15 protein-coding genes are annotated in these 20,292 nt (G+C 73.0%); 8 read left to right on the top strand and 7 right to left on the bottom strand.

Annotated elements, in window-relative coordinates; translation table 11 throughout:
* Positions 1–3: 3 nt before the first annotated feature.
* Entirely contained in the window at positions 4–1,203 is a 1,200-nt protein-coding gene (locus tag QJ852_01555; GenBank protein ID WGX97132.1) for a TadA family conjugal transfer-associated ATPase, read from the bottom strand.
* The gene (locus QJ852_01550) at positions 1,200–2,324 is read right to left on the bottom strand and encodes a septum site determining protein (protein ID WGX97131.1); all 1,125 of its coding nucleotides are present in this window, start codon (positions 2,322–2,324) and stop codon (positions 1,200–1,202) included. Before QJ852_01550 ends, QJ852_01555 begins: the two co-directional genes overlap by 4 nt.
* Before the next feature lie 110 nt (positions 2,325–2,434).
* Here QJ852_01550 and QJ852_01545 point away from each other — a divergent pair, with 110 nt between their 5' ends.
* Positions 2,435–3,244, top strand: a complete 810-nt coding sequence (locus QJ852_01545) for an HAD family hydrolase (protein ID WGX97130.1) — start codon at positions 2,435–2,437, stop codon at positions 3,242–3,244.
* A 335-nt stretch (positions 3,245–3,579) separates the two neighbouring features.
* Here QJ852_01545 and QJ852_01540 read toward each other — a convergent pair whose 3' ends face one another.
* Positions 3,580–4,308, bottom strand: a complete 729-nt coding sequence (locus QJ852_01540) for an oxidoreductase (protein WGX97129.1) — start codon at positions 4,306–4,308, stop codon at positions 3,580–3,582.
* 78 nt (positions 4,309–4,386) lie between these two features.
* Between QJ852_01540 and QJ852_01535 the strand changes: the two genes are divergently transcribed.
* From QJ852_01535 to QJ852_01505, 7 genes are all read left to right on the top strand, one after another.
* Positions 4,387–4,659 (top strand): type II toxin-antitoxin system VapB family antitoxin, encoded by a 273-nt coding sequence (locus tag QJ852_01535; protein ID WGX97128.1) that lies wholly within the window; start codon positions 4,387–4,389, stop codon positions 4,657–4,659.
* Positions 4,656–5,045, top strand: a complete 390-nt coding sequence (locus tag QJ852_01530; protein ID WGX97127.1) for a type II toxin-antitoxin system VapC family toxin — start codon at positions 4,656–4,658, stop codon at positions 5,043–5,045. The genes QJ852_01535 and QJ852_01530 overlap by 4 nt, the downstream gene beginning before the upstream one ends.
* Positions 5,046–5,116: 71 nt before the next feature.
* Positions 5,117–6,052, top strand: coding sequence for a class I SAM-dependent methyltransferase (locus tag QJ852_01525; protein WGX97126.1), 936 nt, complete (start codon positions 5,117–5,119; stop codon positions 6,050–6,052).
* A gap of 250 nt (positions 6,053–6,302) precedes the next feature.
* Complete coding sequence (locus QJ852_01520) at positions 6,303–7,433, top strand: histidine kinase (protein WGX97125.1); 1,131 nt, start codon at positions 6,303–6,305, stop codon at positions 7,431–7,433.
* Positions 7,430–8,167: a LytTR family DNA-binding domain-containing protein gene (locus QJ852_01515; protein ID WGX97124.1), complete on the top strand. Its 738-nt coding sequence runs from the start codon at positions 7,430–7,432 to the stop codon at positions 8,165–8,167. The genes QJ852_01520 and QJ852_01515 overlap by 4 nt, the downstream gene beginning before the upstream one ends.
* Positions 8,168–8,177: 10 nt before the next feature.
* Complete coding sequence (locus tag QJ852_01510; protein WGX97123.1) at positions 8,178–8,585, top strand: hypothetical protein; 408 nt, start codon at positions 8,178–8,180, stop codon at positions 8,583–8,585.
* Complete coding sequence (locus tag QJ852_01505; GenBank protein WGX97122.1) at positions 8,582–10,084, top strand: cation acetate symporter; 1,503 nt, start codon at positions 8,582–8,584, stop codon at positions 10,082–10,084. Before QJ852_01510 ends, QJ852_01505 begins: the two co-directional genes overlap by 4 nt.
* A gap of 15 nt (positions 10,085–10,099) precedes the next feature.
* Here QJ852_01505 and QJ852_01500 read toward each other — a convergent pair whose 3' ends face one another.
* From QJ852_01500 to QJ852_01485, 4 genes are all read right to left on the bottom strand, one after another.
* On the bottom strand, positions 10,100–16,618 hold the full coding sequence (locus QJ852_01500) for an Ig-like domain repeat protein (protein ID WGX97121.1): 6,519 nt from the start codon (positions 16,616–16,618) through the stop codon (positions 10,100–10,102).
* A 140-nt stretch (positions 16,619–16,758) separates the two neighbouring features.
* On the bottom strand, positions 16,759–17,484 hold the full coding sequence (locus QJ852_01495; GenBank protein WGX97120.1) for a hypothetical protein: 726 nt from the start codon (positions 17,482–17,484) through the stop codon (positions 16,759–16,761).
* Between the two features lie 293 nt (positions 17,485–17,777).
* Positions 17,778–18,962 carry a calcium-binding protein gene (locus QJ852_01490; GenBank protein WGX97119.1) on the bottom strand — a complete coding sequence of 395 codons (1,185 nt, stop codon included), beginning with the start codon at positions 18,960–18,962 and terminating at the stop codon, positions 17,778–17,780.
* Positions 18,963–19,217: 255 nt separating this feature from the next.
* On the bottom strand, positions 19,218–20,252 hold the full coding sequence (locus tag QJ852_01485) for a PASTA domain-containing protein (protein ID WGX97118.1): 1,035 nt from the start codon (positions 20,250–20,252) through the stop codon (positions 19,218–19,220).
* Positions 20,253–20,292: the final 40 nt, after the last annotated feature.

Raw genomic sequence — 20,292 nt, 5'->3', positions numbered from 1 at the left:
TCCTCACCTCCGCCCGTCCAGCAGGTCGCGCAGCCGGTCGGCGCCCGGCCCGCCGGTCGGCGTACCGGCGGCGTCGAAGGAGACCGCGACCTCGGTGTGGGCCAGCCCGTCGGAGCCGCGCACCACGACGGCGACCTCGCCCAGGCGTCGACGGCCGCTGTCCCGGTCGCGCCGGACGTGGAGGAGGACGTCGAGGCCGGCGACGAGCTGGCTGTGGGCGGCGTCGCGGGCGAGACCGGCGCCGAGGGCGAGCGCCTCGACCCGCGCAGGTACGTCGGCAGCGGAGTTCGCGTGCAGCGTGCCGCAGCCGCCCTCGTGGCCGGTGTTCATCGCGGCGAGCAGGTCGACGACGGCGGCGTCGCGGACCTCGCCGACCACCAGTCGGTCGGGCCGCATCCGCAGGGCCTGGCGCACCAGGTCGCGCAGCGAGACCGCGCCCGTCCCCTCCAGGTTGGCGGGCCGGGCCTCGAGCGCGACGACCTGCGGATGCGCGGGCCGCAGCTCGGCGGCATCCTCGACGACGACGATCCGCTCGGCCGGGTCGACGGCGCCCAGGAGGGCGGCGAGCAGCGTGGTCTTCCCACCGCCGGTGCCGCCCGTGACGAGGAACGCGAGGCGCGCGTTCACCACCCGCCGCACCACCTCCAGCCCCGCGTCGCCCAGCGCGCCGGCGGCGTGCAGGTCGGCCAGGCCGAACCCACCACGGCGCGGGACCCGCAGCGAGATCGCGGTCCCGGGCTGGGCGAGCGGCGCGAGCAGCGCGTGGCAGCGGGTGCCGTCGGGCAGCCGGACGTCGGCCCAGGGCGCCGCGTCGTCGAGCCGGCGGCCCCCACTGGCCACCAGCCGCTGGGCGAGCCGGCGGCAGGCCTCCTCCGAAGGCAGCACGACGTGCGTCGTCTCCACGCCGGCCCCGCGGTCGATCCGGACCGGTCCCGGCCCGTTGACGAGGATGTCGGTGACGCCGGCGAGGCCGAGCAGCGGCTCCAGGGGCCCGGCGCCGATCACGTCGCGGCGCAGCGCCTCGTAGACCGCGAGCACCGTCGCGTCGCCGACCGGTCGGCCCGCCTGACGCAGCGACTGGGCCACCCGGTGCGGGCTGAGGTCGCCCGGCTCGCGGGCCAACCGGGCCCGGACCTCCTCCACCAGCACCGACACGTCGCCCGGGGAGGTGCCGCCCGGGGAGGTGCCGCCCGGCGAGGTCACGCCGCCGCCTCGGCGACCGGCGCGTCGAGCACCCGCGCCGCCGCCCGGGCGAGCGGGCCGCGCAGGGAGCGCAGCGGCCCGAAGCCGAGGTCGACCGCCTCCGCAAGCCCCCGCTGGTCGCGCATCTGCGCCCGGACCGGCAGCCCGACCGTCCGCGCGACCTCCTCGGCGGCGAACGCCTCGCCCCGCAGCACGATGCACGGATCGGCGTGGTCGGCGAACCGGGCGCGCATCCGCGCGGCGCCGGCGACCCCGACGACGCTGCCGACCGTGACGACGAGCAGCTGGTCGCAGCGCGCCGCGACCTCGTCGACCAGCGGGTCCGGCGAACGGGGGAGATCGACGACCACGACCCGGTGACCGCGACGGGCGGCCGACAGCGCCTCGCGCACCGCGAACGCCTGCAGGCTCTGGGCGCGGCCGTCGACGTACCAGGACAGCACCCCGAGGCGCCCGCGTCGTGGCAGTGCCTCACGCAGCGAGCGCGCCGACAGCCGCCCGGTGGTCTGGCACAGCGCGTCCCAGCGGAAGCCCTCGCAGCGCTCCAGCCCGAGCATCCGGTCCAGGCCGGGGCCCTGCGGGTCGCAGTCGAGGACGACGGCGTCGCCCGAGCGCGCCGCCCACTGACCCAGGGCGCAGGCGAAGGTGGTCGCTCCGGCACCTCCGGTGCCGCCGATCACCCCGATCACCCGGGCACGGCCGGGCTGACGCTCGGTGAGATCGGCGAGCAGCTCGACCAGCCAGTCGGTGGAGCCCGCCAGCTCGATGACGCTCTCGGCGCCGAGGTCCAATGCGGTCCGGAACAGCTCGTCGGGCGGGCGTCGGGCACACACGACATAGCTCCGGGCCCGGGTCTCGGGGGCCACCTGGGTCATCGCCGTGGCCAGGTCGGCGCCGACGAGGACGACCGGCGCTCGGGTCCACGTGACCAGGGCGGTCCGCGGGTCGCGCGCGATCGTCGGAGCCACGTCGGCGGCGGCGGCGAGCGGCAGCAGCTCGGCCAGCAGGTCGTCATCGGCGGTCACCACCAGGGGAGGCACGTCCGTGGAGCGGGAGTGCGGGGAACGGACGGATCGGTTGAGGTTCATGACCAGGTTGTCGCCGCCCACCGACGCCGTCATGCGGCGTCCGCGCGGGCCTGTGGGAACGCCTGGGGACGACGGCCCCTGTGGAGGACGAGCGGCAGCGGGTGGGACGGATGGGGCGGACGTGGTCACCTACGATGGAGGGCATGGCTCCCGCGGGTACGCCGCCCACCGCCGCGTTCTTCGACCTCGACAAGACGATCATCGCCAAGTCGAGCGTGCTGGCCTTCAGCAAGCCGTTCCAGGCCGGGGGCCTGATCTCGCGGCGAGCCGTGCTGCGCTCGGCGTACGCCCAGTTCGTCTTCATGGTCGGCGGCGCCGACCATGACCAGGTCGAGAAGATGCGGCAGTTCATGTCGCAGCTGTGCGCCGGCTGGGACGTCGCCACGGTCCGCGAGATCGTCGCGGACACCCTGCACAACGTCGTCGACCCCCTCGTGTACGACGAGGCGGTCCGTCTCATCGACGAGCACCATGCCGCGGGCCGCGACGTGGTCATCGTCTCCACGTCCGGCAGCGAGGTCGTCGAGCCGATCGGCGCCCTCCTCGGTGCCGACCGGGTGATCGCGACCCGGCTCAAGGTGGAGGACGGGCGCTACACCGGCGAGATCGAGTACTACGCCTACGCCGAGGAGAAGGCGAACGCGATCCGGGCGCTGGCCGAGACCGCGGGCTACGACCTCGCCGGCTCCTACGGCTACTCCGACTCGGTGACCGACGTGCCGATGCTCGAGGCGGTCGGCCACCCCCACGCGGTCAACCCCGACAAGGAGCTGCGCAAGGTCGCGGCGGGCAACGGCTGGCCGGTGCTGGTGTTCACCCGGCCGGTCGCGCTGCAGTCGCGGCTGCACCTGCCGCCGCCGAAACCGACCCTCGCGGCGCTCGCGGTCGGCGGGGTGGTCGCGGCCGGCGCCGCGCTGTGGATCGGCACCCGGCGCCGCTCGCTCGGCGCCTGAGCCACGCCCTGCGCCACCTCGCGGGCCGGGCCGCGGGAGAACCTGCCCCCAACCCGCCAGCGTTCCCCGTCCCCGGCGAAAAGACAACCCTTGAAGGTGGCCCCGAGGCGGCGTACAAAGGACACCAAGAACTCAAGAGCAACACGTGATCCCGGTACCCACGCGGCGATCTACCCTTCTGAATTGGGCGCTTGCATTCGGAAGACTTCCGGAGCAGCTGTTGATGGTGCACGCCTGGTAGCCACGGTTCACGTGTCAGCGGTGGCACCCGAGACGACTACGGCTCGGGTGCCACCTGCATTTGTCTGCCCGAGGCCGGGCACGCTGCGTGTCGTCTACTCGGCCGCGCGGACCAGCGGGCTCGCCTCGGCGGCGGCCGACCACGCCTCGACGGCGTACAGCAGCCAGGCGTGCATGCCCGCGGGACCGCCGCTCGCCCAGCCGCGCAGGTTGGACTCGTACTGAGGGCGGAGCGCGAGATGCGCGGCCTCGGGTACGACGAGCGACTTCTCGTCCACCCCGCGGGTCGCGGCGACCAGTCGCTCGGCGGCGCGGGCCACGATGCCGTTGTGCGAGCCGAACGGCGCGGCCGTGACCAGCTCGGCGTGGACGACGGCGGCGACCGCGAGGGCGGGCGCCTCGGTCGGCGCGGTGACCAGCTCGGCGATCCCCCGCAGCCGGGACGCGGACTCACCGTCGCGCGGGCGGCCGAGCAGCTCGTCGGGCAGGGTGCCGCGCGCGGCGAGGCTGTGCATCCGGGCGAGCGCCTGGAGCGGCTGGCGGCGCAGCACGGGCATCAGCGCGAGGAGCTCGGTGGCGAGGCGGACGGCGTCGCCGGCGATCTCGTCGCCCTCCCCGGCGCGGACCTCGGGCAGCGTGGACCCGGATCCCTCCAGTACCGCGCTGGCGTGCGCCCCGCGCAGCAGTGACTCAGCGGTCAGCTCCGGGCCGGTCCGGCGCAGGCCCCGGTCGCGGAGCACCACGTCGATGCCGTCGCGGGCGCCGGCGAAGCCGGAGGGGACGCCCTCGAGGGAGAGCAGCCAGGCGTGCGGGTCGGTCGTCACGAGGGCAGCCTAGGAGGGTAGATCGGTAGATCAGGTCAGCGGTAGAATGGTAGACGGACCGGACGACGGAGGTCGGAGATGAGTCTGAACATCAAGAACGAACGGGTGCACGCGCTGGCGCGAGAGGCAGCGCGGATCACCGGGAAGACGCAGACCAGCGTCATCGAGGAGGCCCTGGAGAGGTTCCTCGCGGAGGTCGGCGCGGATCCGGTCGAGGCGGAGCGACGGCGCAAGATCGACGCCGTCCACCGGATCCAGCTCAGGGTCGCTGCCTTGCCCCGGCTGACCGGTCCCGATCGGATCCTGAGCGACGACGACCTCTACGACCCGGAGACAGGTCTGCCGGCGTGATCATCGACTCGTCGGCGATCATCGCGATCCTCTTCGGAGAGCCCGAATCGGAGGACTTCGTCGGCCGGATGGCTTCCGCACGCTGCCGTATGTCGACGGCGAACTGGCTCGAGTCGGCCATGCGCCTCGAGGGCGTCCTCGGGGCAGGCGCCGGGCCGGTGCTGGACGGGCTCGTCGACGAGCTCAGCATCGTTCTGGAGCCCGTCACCGTGGAGCACGCAACAGCCGCGCGCATCGCGTTCCGGCGCTACGGCAAGGGCTCCGGCTCCCCGGCCGAGCTCACCTTCGGCGACTGCTTGGCCTACGCGCTCTCCGCCACCTCCGGCGAGCCGCTGCTCTTCAAAGGCGACGACTTCACCCACACCGACATCCTCAGCGTCCGCTGAGGGAGCGACGGAGTGGCCGACCGCAGCGTGCCTCCGCCACCGGGAGCCAGAACCGCCGTACGCTCGCCCCGATGGCTACCGACCCCACCCCCGACGCACCGGGCCTCTGCTTCGGCAGTGTGGCCGAGGCCTACGACCGCGGCCGCCCCGGCTACCCGCGCGAGGCCGTCGCGTGGCTGACGGGCGAGGAGCCGATCGCGGTCCTCGAGCTGGGCGCCGGCACGGGCAAGCTCACCGAACACCTCGTCGCCCTCGGGCACGACGTGCACGCGACCGACCCCGACCCGAGGATGCTCGATCGCCTCGGCACCCGGCTGCCGGAGCTGCGGGTCTCGCAGACGGCGGCCGAGGAGATCCCCGCCGCGGACGCGACGTACGACCTGGTGATCGCGGCGGACGCCGACGAGTGGTTCGACAGCGAGCGGGCGCTGCCCGAGATCGCCCGGGTCCTCAAGCGGGGCGGGACCTTCGCGATCGTCCGCAACGTCCGCGACGAGCGGATCCCGTGGGTGAGGCGGCTCGGCAACCTGATCGGCCACCACACCATCGGCGCGGGCGTGGGTGACGCGGTCGAGTCGTCGCCGTACTTCGGACCGGCCGAGGACGCCTCCTTCAAGCAGTGGCAGGTCATCGACAGGTCCTCGGTGCAGGATCTCGCGCGCTCGCTGCCCGACGTCGCCGGACTGGACCGGACCGGGCAGGAGTCGAAGGTCCGCGAGGTGCTCGCGTTCTACGACGACTTCGGCCGCGGCATGGACGGCATGCAGCTGCCCTGGGTCGCCGAGTGCTTCCGCGCGGTCGTCGGCATCCAGCCGAAGACGATCCGCCAGGACCAGGTAGCCACCGGTACGCCGACCGCGGAGCCCGCCGCCGAGAGCGGGCCCGGCAGCCCGGGTGGTCCGGGCCCGGAGCTGGTCGGCGAGGACACCGTCCCGGTGGCGCTCGCGCCGGCCGTCGAGCCCCCGGCCGACGACGACTCCGGCATGCTGCTCATCGACTTCCGCTGACCGCGGCCCCGCCGAGGAAGCGGGGTGATCCGTCCACGGCGGGCCGCCGCGCTGTAACACGCCGTCCACCCGACTACCCGGCGGTTGTCAGCCTCATCGGACCCGATTCCGGGCATTTCCTGCTGAGAACCGGCGCCCAGACGGGTAGACAGCGTGTTACAGCGCCGGCTCGCCGAGCGGGACCGCAGGCGCCCGACGGAACCAGACGCCACGTCGCGGACGACGCGACCTCCCCGCCCGGACGGGCATGATGAGTCCCATGCGGACCGACCGGCTGTGGCGACGCGGGCGGCTGGGGAGCGAGGCGGACCGGGCGGCGTTCCGGGCCCTGCACCAGGCCTCCCTGGCGGCGCCGGCCCTGCGCGAGGGGCTGACGACGCAGAGCGCGGAGCGCGCCGTACGACACCTGCGCAACCTGCTCGGTACGCCGGCCGTGGCGATCACCGACACCGAGGCGGTGCTCGCGTGGGACGGACTCGGCGGCCACCACGCCGACCAGGCGGCGGTCGTCGGGCTGCTCGCGATCGAGAGGGGCGCCACCCGGACCGTCGACCGCGGCCAGCTGGGCTGCACGACGAACGGGTGTCCCATCCGGACCGGCGTGGTGAGCCCGCTGGTCGTCGAGGGACGGATGCTCGGGACCGTGCAGGCGTTCGCGTCGTCGCCGACGGCGGGCCTGGTCCGGGCGACCGAGGAGGTCGCCGCGTGGGTGTCGGGACAGCTCGAGCTGGCCGAGCTGGACGCGCACCGCAATCGGATGATCGAGGCCGAGGTCCGCGCGTTGCGGGCGCAGATCAGCCCGCACTTCGTCTACAACTCGCTCAACGCGATCGCCAGCTTCGTGCGGACCGACCCGGACCGGGCCCGCGAGCTGCTGCTCGAGTTCGCCGACTTCACGCGCTACTCCTTCCGGCGCCACGGCGAGTTCACGACGATCGCGGAGGAGCTGCGCTCGATCGAGCGCTACCTGCTGCTGGAGCAGGCGCGGTTCGGCGACCGGCTCCAGGTCACCCTCAACGTGGCCCCGGAGGTGCTGCCGGTCGTCGTCCCGTTCCTGTGCATCCAGCCCCTCGTCGAGAATGCCGTGCGGCACGGTCTGGAGAGCGTCGAGGAGTCGGGGCAGCTGACCATCGTCGCCCACGACCGGGGCCACGAGGCGCTGCTGGAGGTCGAGGACAACGGCGTCGGCGAGGACCCGGAGAAGGTCCGGCGGGCGCTCGCCGGTGATGTCGGGCTCGACTCGATCGGTCTCGGCAACGTGGACGCACGGCTGCGCGCGGCCTTCGGCGACGACTACGGTCTGGTCGTGGAGACCGCACCGGGCGCCGGGACCAAGGTGATCGTGCGCGTCCCGAAGTTCGCCCCGGGGGTGAGCGCATGACCGGCGCGGGCGGGCTGCGGGTGCTGGCGATCGACGACGAGCGACCCGCTCTCGACGAGCTGTGCTACCTCCTCGAGGCCGACGACCGGGTCGCCGAGGTGGTCGCCTGTCCGTCCGCCACCGAGGGGCTGCGGATCCTGCGCGAGCGCGAGGTCGACTGCGTGTTCCTCGACGTGCAGATGCCCGGCCTGAGCGGGCTGGAGCTGGCCGAGGTCCTCGGCCGGTTCAAGCAGCCGCCGCCCGTCGTCTTCGTGACCGCGCACGAGCAGCACGCGGTCGACGCCTTCGACCTGCGCGCCGTCGACTACGTCCTCAAGCCGGTGCGTCCCGAGCGGCTCGCCGAGGCGGTACGCCGCGTCCTCGGCGGCGCCTCCCCGCAGCAGCCCGCGACCGACACCCAGGTCGCGGTCGAGCGGGGCGGCGTCACCCGGTTCGTCGACCGCGGCGACATCACGCACGTCGAGGCCCAGGGCGACTACGCGCGGCTGCACACCGCTGGTGGCGAGACGTACCTGGTGCGAGTGCCGCTGACGACTCTCGAGGAGGAGTGGGCGGAGGCCGGCTTCCACCGGATCCACCGGTCCCTGCTCGTCGCGCTGGCGCACGTCACCGAGGTCCGCACCGACGCGGGGCGGACCTCGGTCCGGGTCGGCGCGACCGAGCTCCCGGTGAGCCGACGGCACACCCGCGGCCTGCGCGACGTCCTGGTCCGGCGGGCCCGCGCCGCCCGATAGGGAGACACAGATGACCGAGCGGGTGCGGGTCACCGGACCACCGCGGCACCCCGCCGCGGGGAGCCCGGCGAGCACGACCGACCCGCGGAGCCGGCTCGGCGACGTCCACGAGCAGACGGCGCTGGGCGACGTCTACCTACGCTCGCTGCTGCGCGAGCAGCTCGGCCTCGCCGCCCGGGTCCTGGTGCTGCTGGCGGCGACCCTCGGCGCGCTGCCGCTCGTCTTCCACCTCGCGCCCGGCCTGGCCGACGTGCGTCCGCTCGGGATCCCGCTGCCGTGGCTGCTGCTCGGGGTCCTGGCGCACCCCGTCCTGCTGCTGCTCGCGTGGCGCTATGTGCGTCGGGCCGAGCGCAACGAGCGCGCCTTCGCCGATCTCGTCGGCAGCGACGCCGAGCGCACCCCGGAGGACGAGCCGTGAGCGCGGACGCCGTACCGGGGCTCGTCGCGGTCGTCCTGGTCACCCTGATCACGCTGGCGATCGGCATCTACGGGCTGCGTTTCTCGCGGACGACGAGCGACTTCTTCGTCGCGTCCCGCACCGTACGACCCGGCCTGAACGCATCGGCGATCGGCGGGGAGTACCTCTCCGCCGCGTCCTTCCTCGGCATCGCGGGCCTGCTGCTCGTGGGCGGCGCGGACATGCTCTGGTACCCGGTGGGCTGGACCGCCGGCTACCTCGTCCTGCTCGTGCTGGTCGCGGCGCCGCTGCGGCGCTCGGGGGCCTACACACTGCCGGACTTCGCCGAGGCGCGGCTGGGATCGCGCACCGTCCGCGCGGCCTGCTCGCTGCTCGTGGTCGGCATCGGCTGGCTCTACCTGATCCCCCAGTTCGAGGGCGCCGGGCTGACCCTGCGCACCGCCATCGGCGCGCCGGAGTGGGCCGGCCCGGTGGTCGTCGGCGGGGTCGTGCTGGCCAATGTCACCTCCGGCGGGATGCGGTCGGTGACCTTCGTCCAGGCGTTCCAGTACTGGCTGAAGCTGACCGCGATCCTGCTCCCGGTCGCGGTCCTCCTCGTCGTGTGGTGGGGCGACGGACGGCCGCACGGCACGGCGGGCGCGGACGGCTGGTCGGTGCCGGTCGCGGGCGACGGCGGCATCGGCCTCTACACGACGTACTCCCTGATCGCCGGGCTCTTCCTCGGCACCATGGGACTGCCGCACGTCGTGGTCCGGTTCTACACCAATCCCGACGGCCGTGCCGCGCGCCGGACCACCGTCGTCGTCCTCGCGCTGCTGGGGCTGTTCTACCTCTGGCCCCCGGTCTACGCCGCCCTCGGCCGCGTGTACGCCGGGCGCCTGGTCGCCGAGGGCCGCTCCGACGTCCTCGTGCTGGAGCTGCCGCGGCTGATGCTGGACGGGCTCGGCGGCGACCTCCTCACCGGGCTGGTCACGGCCGGCGCGTTCGCGGCCTTCCTGTCGACGTCGTCGGGGCTGGCGATCGCCGTCTCGGGCGTGCTCACCCAGGACCTCACCACCCGGCTCGTCGGCGAGCGGCGCGGCGGGGTCGCCGCGTTCCGCCTCGCAGCGGTCGTCGCCGTGGTGATCCCCATCGGGGCCGCGCTGCTGGTGCGCAACGTCGGGGTGGCGCAGTCGGTCGGCCTGGCGTTCGCCGTGGCCGCGTCGACCTTCTGCCCCCTGCTGGTGCTCGGCATCTGGTGGCGCCGACTCACCGCCGCCGGTGCGCTCGCCGGCCTCGCCGCAGGGGGACTCGGCGCGGGCGGTGCCGCGATCGCCACCCTCGCCGGCTACGCCCCCGGCGGCTGGACCGGCGCCCTGCTCGGCCAGCCCGCCGCGTGGAGCGTGCCGCTCGCGGCGGCGGTCATGGTCCTGGTCTCGCTCGCGACGGCGGACCGGGAGCCGGCGCACGCCCGCCGGTTCCTGGTCCGCCTGCACACGCCGGAGTCGCTCAGCCGCTGACGTGACTCAGCGCTCTCAGCGCACCGTGACCACCTGCTTGCGGCTGCGCGCCGCCTCGTGGGTCGCCGAGCCGTCGTAGAGCACGACGATCTTGTGGCGACCGCGCGGCAGCCGGGGCAGCCGGAGGCGCAGCGTGCCGTCGGCCTCCGCGAGCACCACGGCCCGGCGTACCTTGCCGTCGACCTTGACCCGGACGGGGCCGCCGGCCGGCGGTCCACCCGCGACGGCACGCACCGTGAGCACCACCTTCGCGCGGCGCGCGGCCTTGATCCGCTTCTTGGTCTTCGCCTCGACCACCGTCGGGACGCGGTCCACCGTCGCCACACCCGCTGCGTACCCCGCCTCGACGGTGTCGGAGCCGGTGTAGTTGACCAGCAGCGGCCAGGTGCCGGGAGTCAGCCCCGGGTCGAGGGCGAAGCGGGCGCGGCCGGCCGCGTTGAGGGTGGCCTCGAGGACCTCGCCCGCGACGCTGACCCGCACCGTGCCGGAGGCGGGCGTCGCACCGGCCGCCACGTCGACCACCACGACCGCGGACCGTCCGTACCAGGACGGCTGCGAGCGCACGGTCATCGTCGGCCGTGCCTTGCCGGGCTGCTCGGGTCGTGGTGCGATCCGGACGGACAGGACGCGGGAGGTCGAGCCCGCGAAGGCGGTCGCGTCGGCGGGTGTGAACTCCGCACTGAGCGCGTGGACGCCCTCGGCGAGATCGCTCACCACGAGCTCCGCCACCCCGGACACCACGTCCGCCCGGCCCAGGCTGGTCGTCCCGTCGAACAGCTCCACCGAGCCTGCCGCATCGGCGGGAGTGACGCCCATCGCGAACGTCAGCGCAGTGCCCTCGACCGGATCGCCGGAGAAGGCGAGCGACACCGAGGTGGCGGTCGGCTCGGCCTGGTCCGCGGTGGTGAAGCCCCACACCGGGGAGTCCGTCCGGTGACCGTCGGCATCGGTGACGCGCGCGAACCACTGGTACGACGTGGCCGGGTCGAGTGCTCCGGTGCCGACCGTGGCGCGCTCACCGGACTCGACATGGACGACGTCACCGATCCGCTGCGTGCTGCGCGTCGTGACCGTGAGCGCGTCGGTCGCGATCTCCCGGCTGGCCCGGGTGATGTCCATCGGCACCGTGAAGTTCTCGGCGTTCGACGTCCCGCTCCAGCCGTCCGGCGCGACGAACTCGGTGCCGTTGCCGGCGAAGTTGTTGCCCGGCTTGGTGACCGAGAAGGTCCGGTGCGTGGTCGTCTGGTTCGTGGCGTCCATGTCGAAGGTGCGCATCCAGCCGTCGCCGGCGTACCCGACCGCCTGCGAGTCCTGCATGACCTCCACGACCACCCGTCCGGCACTGGGTCGCTTCACGTTCATCGCCACACCGGGCGTGTGCCCCGACAGGATCATCTTCACGTTGGCGTTCGGCAGCACGATCTCGTCGAAGATCGTCTGGCCGGGCGTGACGTAGGAGCCGCCGTTGAGCAGGTACTGGTGCGTGCCGATCACCACGTTGTGGTCCGGATGGGACGCGATGACCTCGTTCGCCCAGTCGATCTCGTCCTGGGAGAGCGACCAGTCGACGTAGAGGAAGAGGTAGTCGGCGTCCGGGGTCGAGAACACGTCGTAGTGCTGGACGTTGTCCTGGTTGGTGCCGCCGTACCACGGGTTGTCCTGGAACCGCGCGGCACCGAAGTAGGTGCGATAGGTCTCGTACTGGCCGCTCGCGATGTCGTGGTTCCCGGGCACGACCCCGTACGGGAAGCCCGCGGCGTCCCAGGGCTCATGGGCTCTGCTGGCGTTCTGCCACTGCGCGACCGACGAGCCGGCGTCGACGAGGTCGCCGGTGTGCACGCCGTAGGCGATGTCGTCGCTGATCCGGTGGTCCAGCGTCCACTTGATCTGAGCCTCGTACGTCGCGGTCTCGCGAGCCGCGTAGTACTGCGTGTCGGTCAGCCAGGAGATCGTCGTCACGTCGTCGTCGTCGAGCACGACCTCGGGAACGTCCTGGACCAGCACGGTCGCGGTCCCGTCGCGCACGGTGTCCGCGACCGACGCGGCCGCCTCGAGGGTCAGGTCGCTGCCCGTGCCCTCCGCCAGCAGCTGCCAGCGGTCGGCGGCGTGGTCCCAGACCGACAGGGCCGCGCGGTCGCCGTCGGGGACCGCGCCGCGCCAGGTCACGGTGAACTCGTCGCCGGCGAGGTCCGTCGGCACGTCGACCTCGAACCGCTGGAACGGGTACGAGCGCTCGCCGGCGGTGGTCAACGACGTCCCGTCGGCCGCGGCCAAGGCGTCCGCGGTCGCCGCGGTGCCGGCGGTGCGGCCCGGCAGGGCCGCCTTGGTGGCGCCCTCGGCGACCTCGCTGACGCCTCCCTGGTAGCCGCGCAGGAACTCCACGTCGAGGGCGTCCCCGGCAGGATCGGTCGCGGTGACCGAGAGCTCGGTCCCGGCGGGGTCGACCCCCGTCGCTCCGTCGGCGGGTCGCGGGTCACCCGGCTCGTTCGGCGCATTGCCGACCGTGTCGAAGGTGACCGGAACGTCGACGGTGTTGCCGAGCTTGTCCACGGCGTGCGCGGTCAGCGTGTGCTCACCGGGGCCGAGCGTGTCGACGTCGACCACCGTCCCCTGGGCGACCGGCTCGCCGTCGAGGTCGAGCGTCAGGGTGTCCACCTCATGGGGGTCCTCGGCGCGGACGTCGACGGTGAAGGATCCCTTGTAGCGCCCGCCGTCGACGGGCTCGTGGAAGGTCACCGTCGGCGCGGTGTTGTCGACGTCGACCGCAGCGGTGGTCGTCCCGCCCTCGGTGGTGGCGGCGACGGTGTGTCGGCCGTCCGCGCCCAGGGAGGTGTCCCAGGTGGCGGCGTACGTCGTCAGCGCTCCCGGTTCGACGGTCAGCGTGAACTCGCGGAAGTAGACCGTGGGGTTGGCCGTGCCCGCGGGGAACCCGTCGCCGATGAACAGCGGCGCGGCCGGGTCGACCGCCGGGTCGCGCAGCACCGTGCCGCTGTTGCCCAGCTCCAGACGCGGGTCGGTGATGGTGAAGTCGTCGTTGTTGGCGGCGGTGTCCTCGGGACGGGCGGAGCTGCCGGTGCTGATCCGCAGCGTGTTCGCCCCCTCGCGCAGGATGCCCTCGGGGATGTCGAGGCGCAGCGTGCCGTTGACGTCGGTGCGGGGCGGATGGATCGACTCGCCGTTGACCCGGACGTCCTGCACGAAGCCGGTCTGCCAGCCCGACACGTCGAACACCGCCTGGGCGGTCTCCTCGGCCGCGCGGACCTCGAGCGGCTCTCCGTCGACCTCGATGGCCACGTCACCGTCCGCGTCGCCGCCGGGGCGGCTGGCGACGATGTCGATGGTGCCCGAGACGAGGTCGCCGTCGGTCAGCGAGAGTCGCGGCGCTCCCTCCGGGGCGACGGCGGCAACGCTGAAGCGACGGGTGACCGACTTCTGGCTGTCACCGGCGGTGGCGGTGACCACCACGGTGTGGGTGCCTGGCTCCAGACCGGCCAGGGTCGCTGCATAGGCGCCGTTCACCTGGCCCAGGGACACGGGGTCGGCGCCGTCGACGGCGTAGGTGACCTCGGCGCTGCTGGTCGTCCCGGCGAGCGCGATGTCGCCTTCGGGGAGGACGGCGCCCTCCGCGGGCGAGGTGACCGAGAGCTGCAGCTGCCCGGCGGACTCGACCTGACCGACGGTGGTGAGTCGCCCCGAGCGCGCCAGCGACTCGGCCTTGATCCAGTCCGCGCTGCGGGCGACGCGCGACAGGCGCATCTCGTCGATGCTCATCTTCACGCCTCCGGGCGTGTTGGAGTAGCCGTCGACGACGAATCGCGGCGGGGCCAGCCCGTCTCCGATGGCGCCGCTGATGGCATGGGCCGCGGCCTGCTCGCCGTCGACGTAGGTGCGGATGGTGGTGCCGTCGAAGGTCGTGGTCACGTCGTGCCAGCCCGGCGACCAGGCCGCCGAGGCGAGCGCATTGCCACCGCTGGCGTTGACTCCGACGTTGTCGACGACGAAGCGGGGGAAGACCTTGCCCTGGTAGCAGACCAGTGAGTAGGTCTCCCCGGCGACCTTCCCGCCCCCGACGTCACGGCCGGCGATCACCCGGTAGCCGGTGTCGCTCGCCGTGCACTGCGCCGGGTCGATCAGGATCGACGTGGAGAAGGTGACCTGCTCCGTCGCGTCCGCGGCCATCGCCGTGCCGTAGTCGACGTAGGTGCCGGCACCGGTGATCTGGTACGCCGGCGTGCCGCTCTCGCTCGGAGCGCCGTAGACCGACGCCGAGCCCGTCGTGCTCCCGGCCCAGCCGTTGGCCGTCGCGTCCGGGAAGTCGCCGCTCGGCGACGCGAAGTGGTGGACGGCGATGTAGTCGTCGTCCCACACGTCCGTGGCGGTGGTCGTGTTCTGCGGTGCGCCGTCGAAGTACAGCTCGACCTCGGACCCGGTGGCGTCGACGCGCGGGACCCGCACCCACACCGACGTACCGGCCCGGTCCCACCGCTCGACCTGATAGGGCAGCGGCGTCGGGTCGTCACCGGCCGTGAAGACCAGACGGTCGGGATCGGCGACGGCGAAGTCCAGATCGTCGTCATCGAACGTGAGGAGCACCGGGAAGCCCGTGACCGGACCGGAGAGCCCCTCGCCGCGCACCGCGAACGGCAATCGCTGGCGCGCCTCGGGCACCCTCCAGTCCGCCGGCACCTCCGGGCCGTCGTCAGGGGCGAGGAGCGTGATCTCGTCGACGACCGCCATCGTGTCGGTGCGATAGGTGGTGAGACCGATCTCGGCGTCGCTGACCGAGACGCGGGTGAACTGCGGGACGTTGGGCTGGCTCGTGACGGCGACCCAGGAGGCTCCCGCGTTGGAGTTGCCGTAGTACTTGCTTCCCGACGCCGAGCTCGCGGTCAGGTAGAGGATCTTGCCCTGGCCGGCCTGGATCTCGGCGGGTGCGTCGGCCGGCAGCGGTGCCGGCGTGCCCCCGTCCATGGGGTGGCTGCGGGTGTAGACGTGGTCGTGACCGGCGAGCGCGAGGTCGATGCCCAGGCGCTTGAACTGGTCGGGGAAGTAGGCACGACGCTGGAGCACGTCGCTGTCGGTCGCGTGGGGACCGGACGAGTAGAGCGCGTGGTGCATCACCACGACCTGCCACGTCGTGTCGGGGTTGGCGGCGATGGTCGCCTCCATCCACGCGACGTGGGCGGCACGCTGGGCCTCGGTGTTGAAGTTGCTGTCGAGGTTGAGGAAGAGCGTGTCCCCGTAGGTGTACCAGTAGTCGCCGCTGGCCTCGTCGTAGTTCGGCAGGTTGTAGTGCTGGTAGTAGGTCGAGCGACTCCCGGCCTCGTGGTTCCCGACCGTGGTCGACGTGGCCAGCTCGGTGACCTGGTGGGGGGAGAGGAAGCCGTCGTACTGCTGCTCGTTGGCGGCCGAGTCCACCTGGTCGCCGGCCGAGAGCAGCCATTCGGCGGTCGGCACCTGGATCGACGCCTTCGCCAGGGTGTCCGCCCAGCCCGCACTGTCGTTCGCGACGTTGCCGGAGGAGCCGATCTGCGGATCGCCCACGTAGATGAAGTCGTAGTTGTTGTCGAAGTCCCCCGTCGTGAAGGTCGCGATGTCGGACCAGGCGCCGTCGGTGCCGACCCGATAGGCGTACTCGGTGCTCGGCGAGAGTCCGCCGAGCGTCGCCTTGTGCGCCGTCTTCCCCGCTTCGTTGGCCGGACTGGGGACGGAGGTGACCGCTTCGGCGCCGGTGGCGGGGAACGCGCCACCCACCAGGTCGGCGGCGGGCAGGTACTGCACGCTCTGGGCCGCCGACCCGGTGGAGTACCAGTTCACGTTGCGCTGCTTCTCGTCGGCCCCGATGTTGAGGATGACGTCGCTGACGGCCGGCGCGACCGCCGTGCTCAGGCTCGCACTGACGAAGTCGAGGTAGATGTCCGAGCTGCTGGCCCGGCCCTGGTGCAGCTCGACCGCGATCGTGTTGGCACCCTCGTGGAACGCGCTGACGGGCATGGTGAACTCGGCCAGCTTCGGGACATCGGCGTTGGAGCCGCCGTAGCTGAGGTTGGCGGTGATCGACGCGTCGTCGAAGCCGGCGACCCGGGTGCCGTTGACGTAGACGGTGGCCGCGTCGTCGTACCGGATGGCTGCGGCGAGCGAGGTGACCCCGGCGAGAGCGCCGGGCGGGACGGTGACCTCGGTACGGAAGAAGAATGCCTCGATGTCGGTGGTGCCGCCCGGCTTGTACTGGGTCAGGAGCGTGTTCGGCACGAACCCGCTCACGCTCGCCAGGGCGCCGTTCTTCGCGCCGAAGGAACCCTTCGCGCTCCGCCACGCGGTGTCGTCGAAGCCCGGGTCGGCCCAGTCGGTGCGATCGGGGAGGCCCGCCGCGGGATCGGTGCCGTCGTCCAGGTAGCGCCAGGTCGTGGTCGCGGTGCTGATCAACGTCGGGTCCGCGGCCTCCGCGGACGGCGCTGTCACGGCCAGGGCGCCGGCGGCGACCGCAGCCGAGAGGGCGGTGACGAGAACACGGCGCAGTGCCGGGATGTTCATGGGGGGAGGGTCCTCACATCGACGACGGCATGAAGGGGCTGGAAGGCGCGCCCGAGCGTCCCCGGGGGGACGCGCACCCGAGGAGCACCTCATCGAGGACGGATGAACCGGCGCCCGGCAGGTTCGGGCCAGTCGCCGAATCAGCGGTGAACAGTTGTGGTCCGCGTCCGTCGGCGACGCCACGCCAGGATCATGCCGAGGAAGGCCACCGCCCCGCCGATCACACCGCCGAGCTGGACCAGTGCGCTCCTGCCGGACCCTCCGGCCCCTCCCGACCCGTCGGCGTCGGCCGCGGAGGCGTTGCCTCCGGTCATACCCGCCGGGGCGGCCGGGAACGTCCAGGCGTGCACGCGTTCGGCCGCCGAGTAGGCGGCGCGCTGCCCGGTCGGTCCGGTCGCCAGCGTCCGATAGGACTCGTGCAGGTCGACCAGCAGGTCCAGTTCGACGTCGGCGGCCCGGACCGGGCCGCCGCAGTCGAAGCTCAGCGTGGCACCCTCGGCGATCACGTCCGCGAGCGGCTCGAGCGCACCCGTGCACGCGCGACCACCGACGGTGACGGCGACATGCTCCAGCAGGTACGTCGCGAAGGCCGGCGCCCCGGCGAGCACGACCCCGTCGGAGTCGTCGGACTCGGCCGGGACCAGCGCCCCGTCCTGGAAGACGTAGGTGCGCATCTCGGCGAGCACGCCGAGATGCATCGCCAGTGCGGTCACGTCGTCCGGTGCCGCCTGCCACCGCACCTGCACGCCCTGCGCCGTCGTCGTGATGTCAGCGGTCTGCGGGTCCCCGAAGGGATGCGCCGACACGGTGTCGGGCGCGTGGGGACCCGCGGCAGCCGCCGAGTCGACGCCGGTGGTCGCCGTCACGATCCCCAGAGACAGGACGGCTCCCCGCAGGCACGCGCGCATGAACCCTCGCTTCGATCGACGCACGACTCGGGGAGCCCTGCCACCACGCCCCGGCGGCCGCCGGGGCGGTGCAGAGCACAGCGGGTCGTGGTGGCGGGCGCCTGCACGGTCGCCGACCGCCGGACGACGGCCGGGTGAACAGGACTCGGCGGCGGTGAGGGCGGGCCCGACCGCCGTCGTACCCGGCATCCGGGTCCCCCTGACGGCGGATGCGCGACCGGAATGCCGGGTACGACGAGCGCCGGGGCGGGCTACGGGAGGCCCGGGGTGACGGGCGCCAGGTCGAACTGCCACTCACGGTAGAAGTTGTCCGCGAGGTCGAGGCGCGACCCGCCGACGATCCGTCCGGTCTCCGGGTTGCGGACGCCCTCGAGCACCCGCCCGCCGGTGAGCAGCGAGGCGAGGTGGACGCGCTGGCTCTCCGGACAGACCAGGGTGACCTCCAGCAGCTCGGGGCCGCCGAGCTCGAAGTAGAACCCGGTGCCTTCCTTGCGCACCCGGAGGTCGGCCCACAGCTCGGCCTCGTCGAACGGCCCGGAGCTGTCGAAGCTGCAGGTGCTCGCCCGCGTGGCGGAGTACGTCCCCTCGGCCTCCTCGAGCCGGTAGAAGATCTCGCCGTTGAAGTCCTGGTCCTTCACCACGATCACGTCGAGGGTCCAGGTCGCGAGCTCGACGATGCCGGGGGCGGGCTCGAGTCGGGTCACGCCCGAGATCGCGCCGGCCCACCGTTCGGGCAGCGCGTCGCCGCGGCACGACCGCATCACCTCCGCGGTGCAGATGTCCGGATCGCCCGGTGAGTTCTCCGGACCCCCCGGCGCGCCGCCGTTGCACTGGTCGCGACCCGGGCCGCCGTCGCACGTGTCGACCCCGAAACCGCCGTTGAGCTGGACGTCGTCGCCGCCGCCACCGGAGACGTGGTCGTTGCCGTCGCCGCCGTTGAGCTGGTCCGCGTCGGGGCCACCGATCAGCGTGTCGTCACCGCCCTCCCCGTTGACCAGGGTCACCGGCCACGAGGTCTTGAGCAGGTCGTTGCCTTCGCCGCCGTACAGCGCCTGCCCGGGGGCACCGGTCGCCATCGTGTCGTCGCCCGCGTCGCCGTACCCGATGCCGCCGTTGCCCGGCCCCAACGCGATCAGGTCCCGGCCGGCGCCGCCGTGCACCCAGTCCTGGCCGGCACCGCCGTCGATCGTGTCGTTGCCGCCACCACCGCAGATGACGTCGTTGCCGCCGAGACCCTTGATCCGGTCGTTGCCGCCGCGCGCCACGATCACGTCACGCTTCTTGGTGCCCTTGATCCTGTCGGCCTTGTTGGTGCCCACGATGGTCGCCTTGGCGCCGCCGCACCGCGGCTTGGCGGCCTCGGCGCTGGCGGAGATGCCGACGCTCGCGGGGAGCGCGAGCGCCAGGGCGAGGACGGGGAGGAGATGTCTTCTCATGCCCCCGAGGGTCGCCGGGGGCGCTTGCGGCGGGCTTGCGGACCGCTTGGCGTCAGACCTTCGCGACCGATCCGTCGGTCGTGCGGACCTTCAGGCGCCGATACAGGTTCGCGCCGTCGTCCAGGCCGCGGGACTTCTTGACGACCACGCCCTCCCACGCCTCGGTCATGACGGGCTCCTCTCACGTCGCGGCGGACGCCCGGAAGCCGGCGCCCCTCGTCCTCGACGGTAGGCGACGGGCGAGGCTCGGCGGGGCTACCTGCCGAGGGTGACCGCGACCGACGTACCGGGCGCCACTCTGGTGCCGGCGGGGACCGACTGCGCGAGCACCTTCTTGCGGAGCTTCTTGGGCGCCTTCTTCTTGGTGACCTTGCCCAACGCGCAGCCGACGGCGGTCAGCGCCGCCTTCGCCGCACTGGCCGTCTTCTTCTTCAGCGAGGGCACCGTGCAGTACGCGAGCGGCGCCGGCGGCGGCTGGTTGTCGCAGCGCTCGTCGGTGAACGACGAGGGCGTGACGTTGCCCGCCAACGTGTTGCCGCACAGCGAGTGGATCGGCCCCGCGCCGGCCAGGGCCACGCCGTTGAAGACGATGGCCGTCTGGGAGACCCATGCCTCGCTCCCAGACGCGACCCGGATGCCAGCGCCGGAGCGGACGACCGAGCTGTCGGTGATCGCGACCTGGGCCGATCGGCCCGCCGAGGCGGGTTCGACACTGACACCGGTCGCACAGTTGTCGACGATCTCGCTGTTGCGGATGACGAGATCGGCACGGGCGTCCGCCCCACCGGCGTTCAGCGGCGTCGCGACGCCCTGGTCGAAGCCGCTGATCCGCACGTTCTCCATCGTGACGCTCGTCCGGTTCCGGACCACCACCCCGATCGTCCCCTGACAGGAGTCGTCGACCGGGTCACGGGAGCCGTTGATGTCGAGATCGCGCAGCACGACGTGGCCGCCGGCAGCGATGTTGATCTGGACGCCGGAGGTGCCCGTGGCGAGGATCGAGGCGTTGGTGCCGGTGCCGTCGATCGTGATCGACTTGGTGATGGTCACCGAGCCGAAGCCGCCGGGGTCCAGCACGCTGATCGTGCCACCGGCCGCCGTCTGGGCGATCGCGCCGGCGAACGTCTTGCACGGCGCGGTCCGCGAGCAGGGGTTGGCGTCGTCGCCGACGCCGGACACCCAACTCCGCGTGACGGCCGCGGAGGCAGGCGGGGCGAGCACGACGGCGCCGCCGAGCGGCAGGCTGAGGGCCGCGAGGTGGATCAAGACACGCCGGACGGAGGCAGACATGCTTTCAGCGTTCCAGAGCAACGACGATCCCGCGGTGGAT

This window comes from Nocardioides sp. L-11A (assembly GCA_029961745.1).
Classification (GTDB): Bacteria; Actinomycetota; Actinomycetes; order Propionibacteriales; family Nocardioidaceae; genus Nocardioides.
This window is presented reverse-complemented; position numbering and strand designations above follow the sequence as displayed.

Coding starts and splice junctions, on each gene's coding strand:
- QJ852_01550 (WGX97131.1), bottom strand. CDS start 2,324: ATGACGGCGTCGGTGGGCGGCGACAACCTGGTCATGAACCTCAACCGA.
- QJ852_01545 (WGX97130.1), top strand. CDS start 2,435: ATGGCTCCCGCGGGTACGCCGCCCACCGCCGCGTTCTTCGACCTCGAC.
- QJ852_01535 (WGX97128.1), top strand. CDS start 4,387: ATGAGTCTGAACATCAAGAACGAACGGGTGCACGCGCTGGCGCGAGAG.
- QJ852_01525 (WGX97126.1), top strand. CDS start 5,117: ATGGCTACCGACCCCACCCCCGACGCACCGGGCCTCTGCTTCGGCAGT.
- QJ852_01520 (WGX97125.1), top strand. CDS start 6,303: ATGAGTCCCATGCGGACCGACCGGCTGTGGCGACGCGGGCGGCTGGGG.
- QJ852_01515 (WGX97124.1), top strand. CDS start 7,430: ATGACCGGCGCGGGCGGGCTGCGGGTGCTGGCGATCGACGACGAGCGA.
- QJ852_01510 (WGX97123.1), top strand. CDS start 8,178: ATGACCGAGCGGGTGCGGGTCACCGGACCACCGCGGCACCCCGCCGCG.
- QJ852_01500 (WGX97121.1), bottom strand. CDS start 16,618: ATGAACATCCCGGCACTGCGCCGTGTTCTCGTCACCGCCCTCTCGGCT.
- QJ852_01490 (WGX97119.1), bottom strand. CDS start 18,962: ATGAGAAGACATCTCCTCCCCGTCCTCGCCCTGGCGCTCGCGCTCCCC.
- QJ852_01485 (WGX97118.1), bottom strand. CDS start 20,252: ATGTCTGCCTCCGTCCGGCGTGTCTTGATCCACCTCGCGGCCCTCAGC.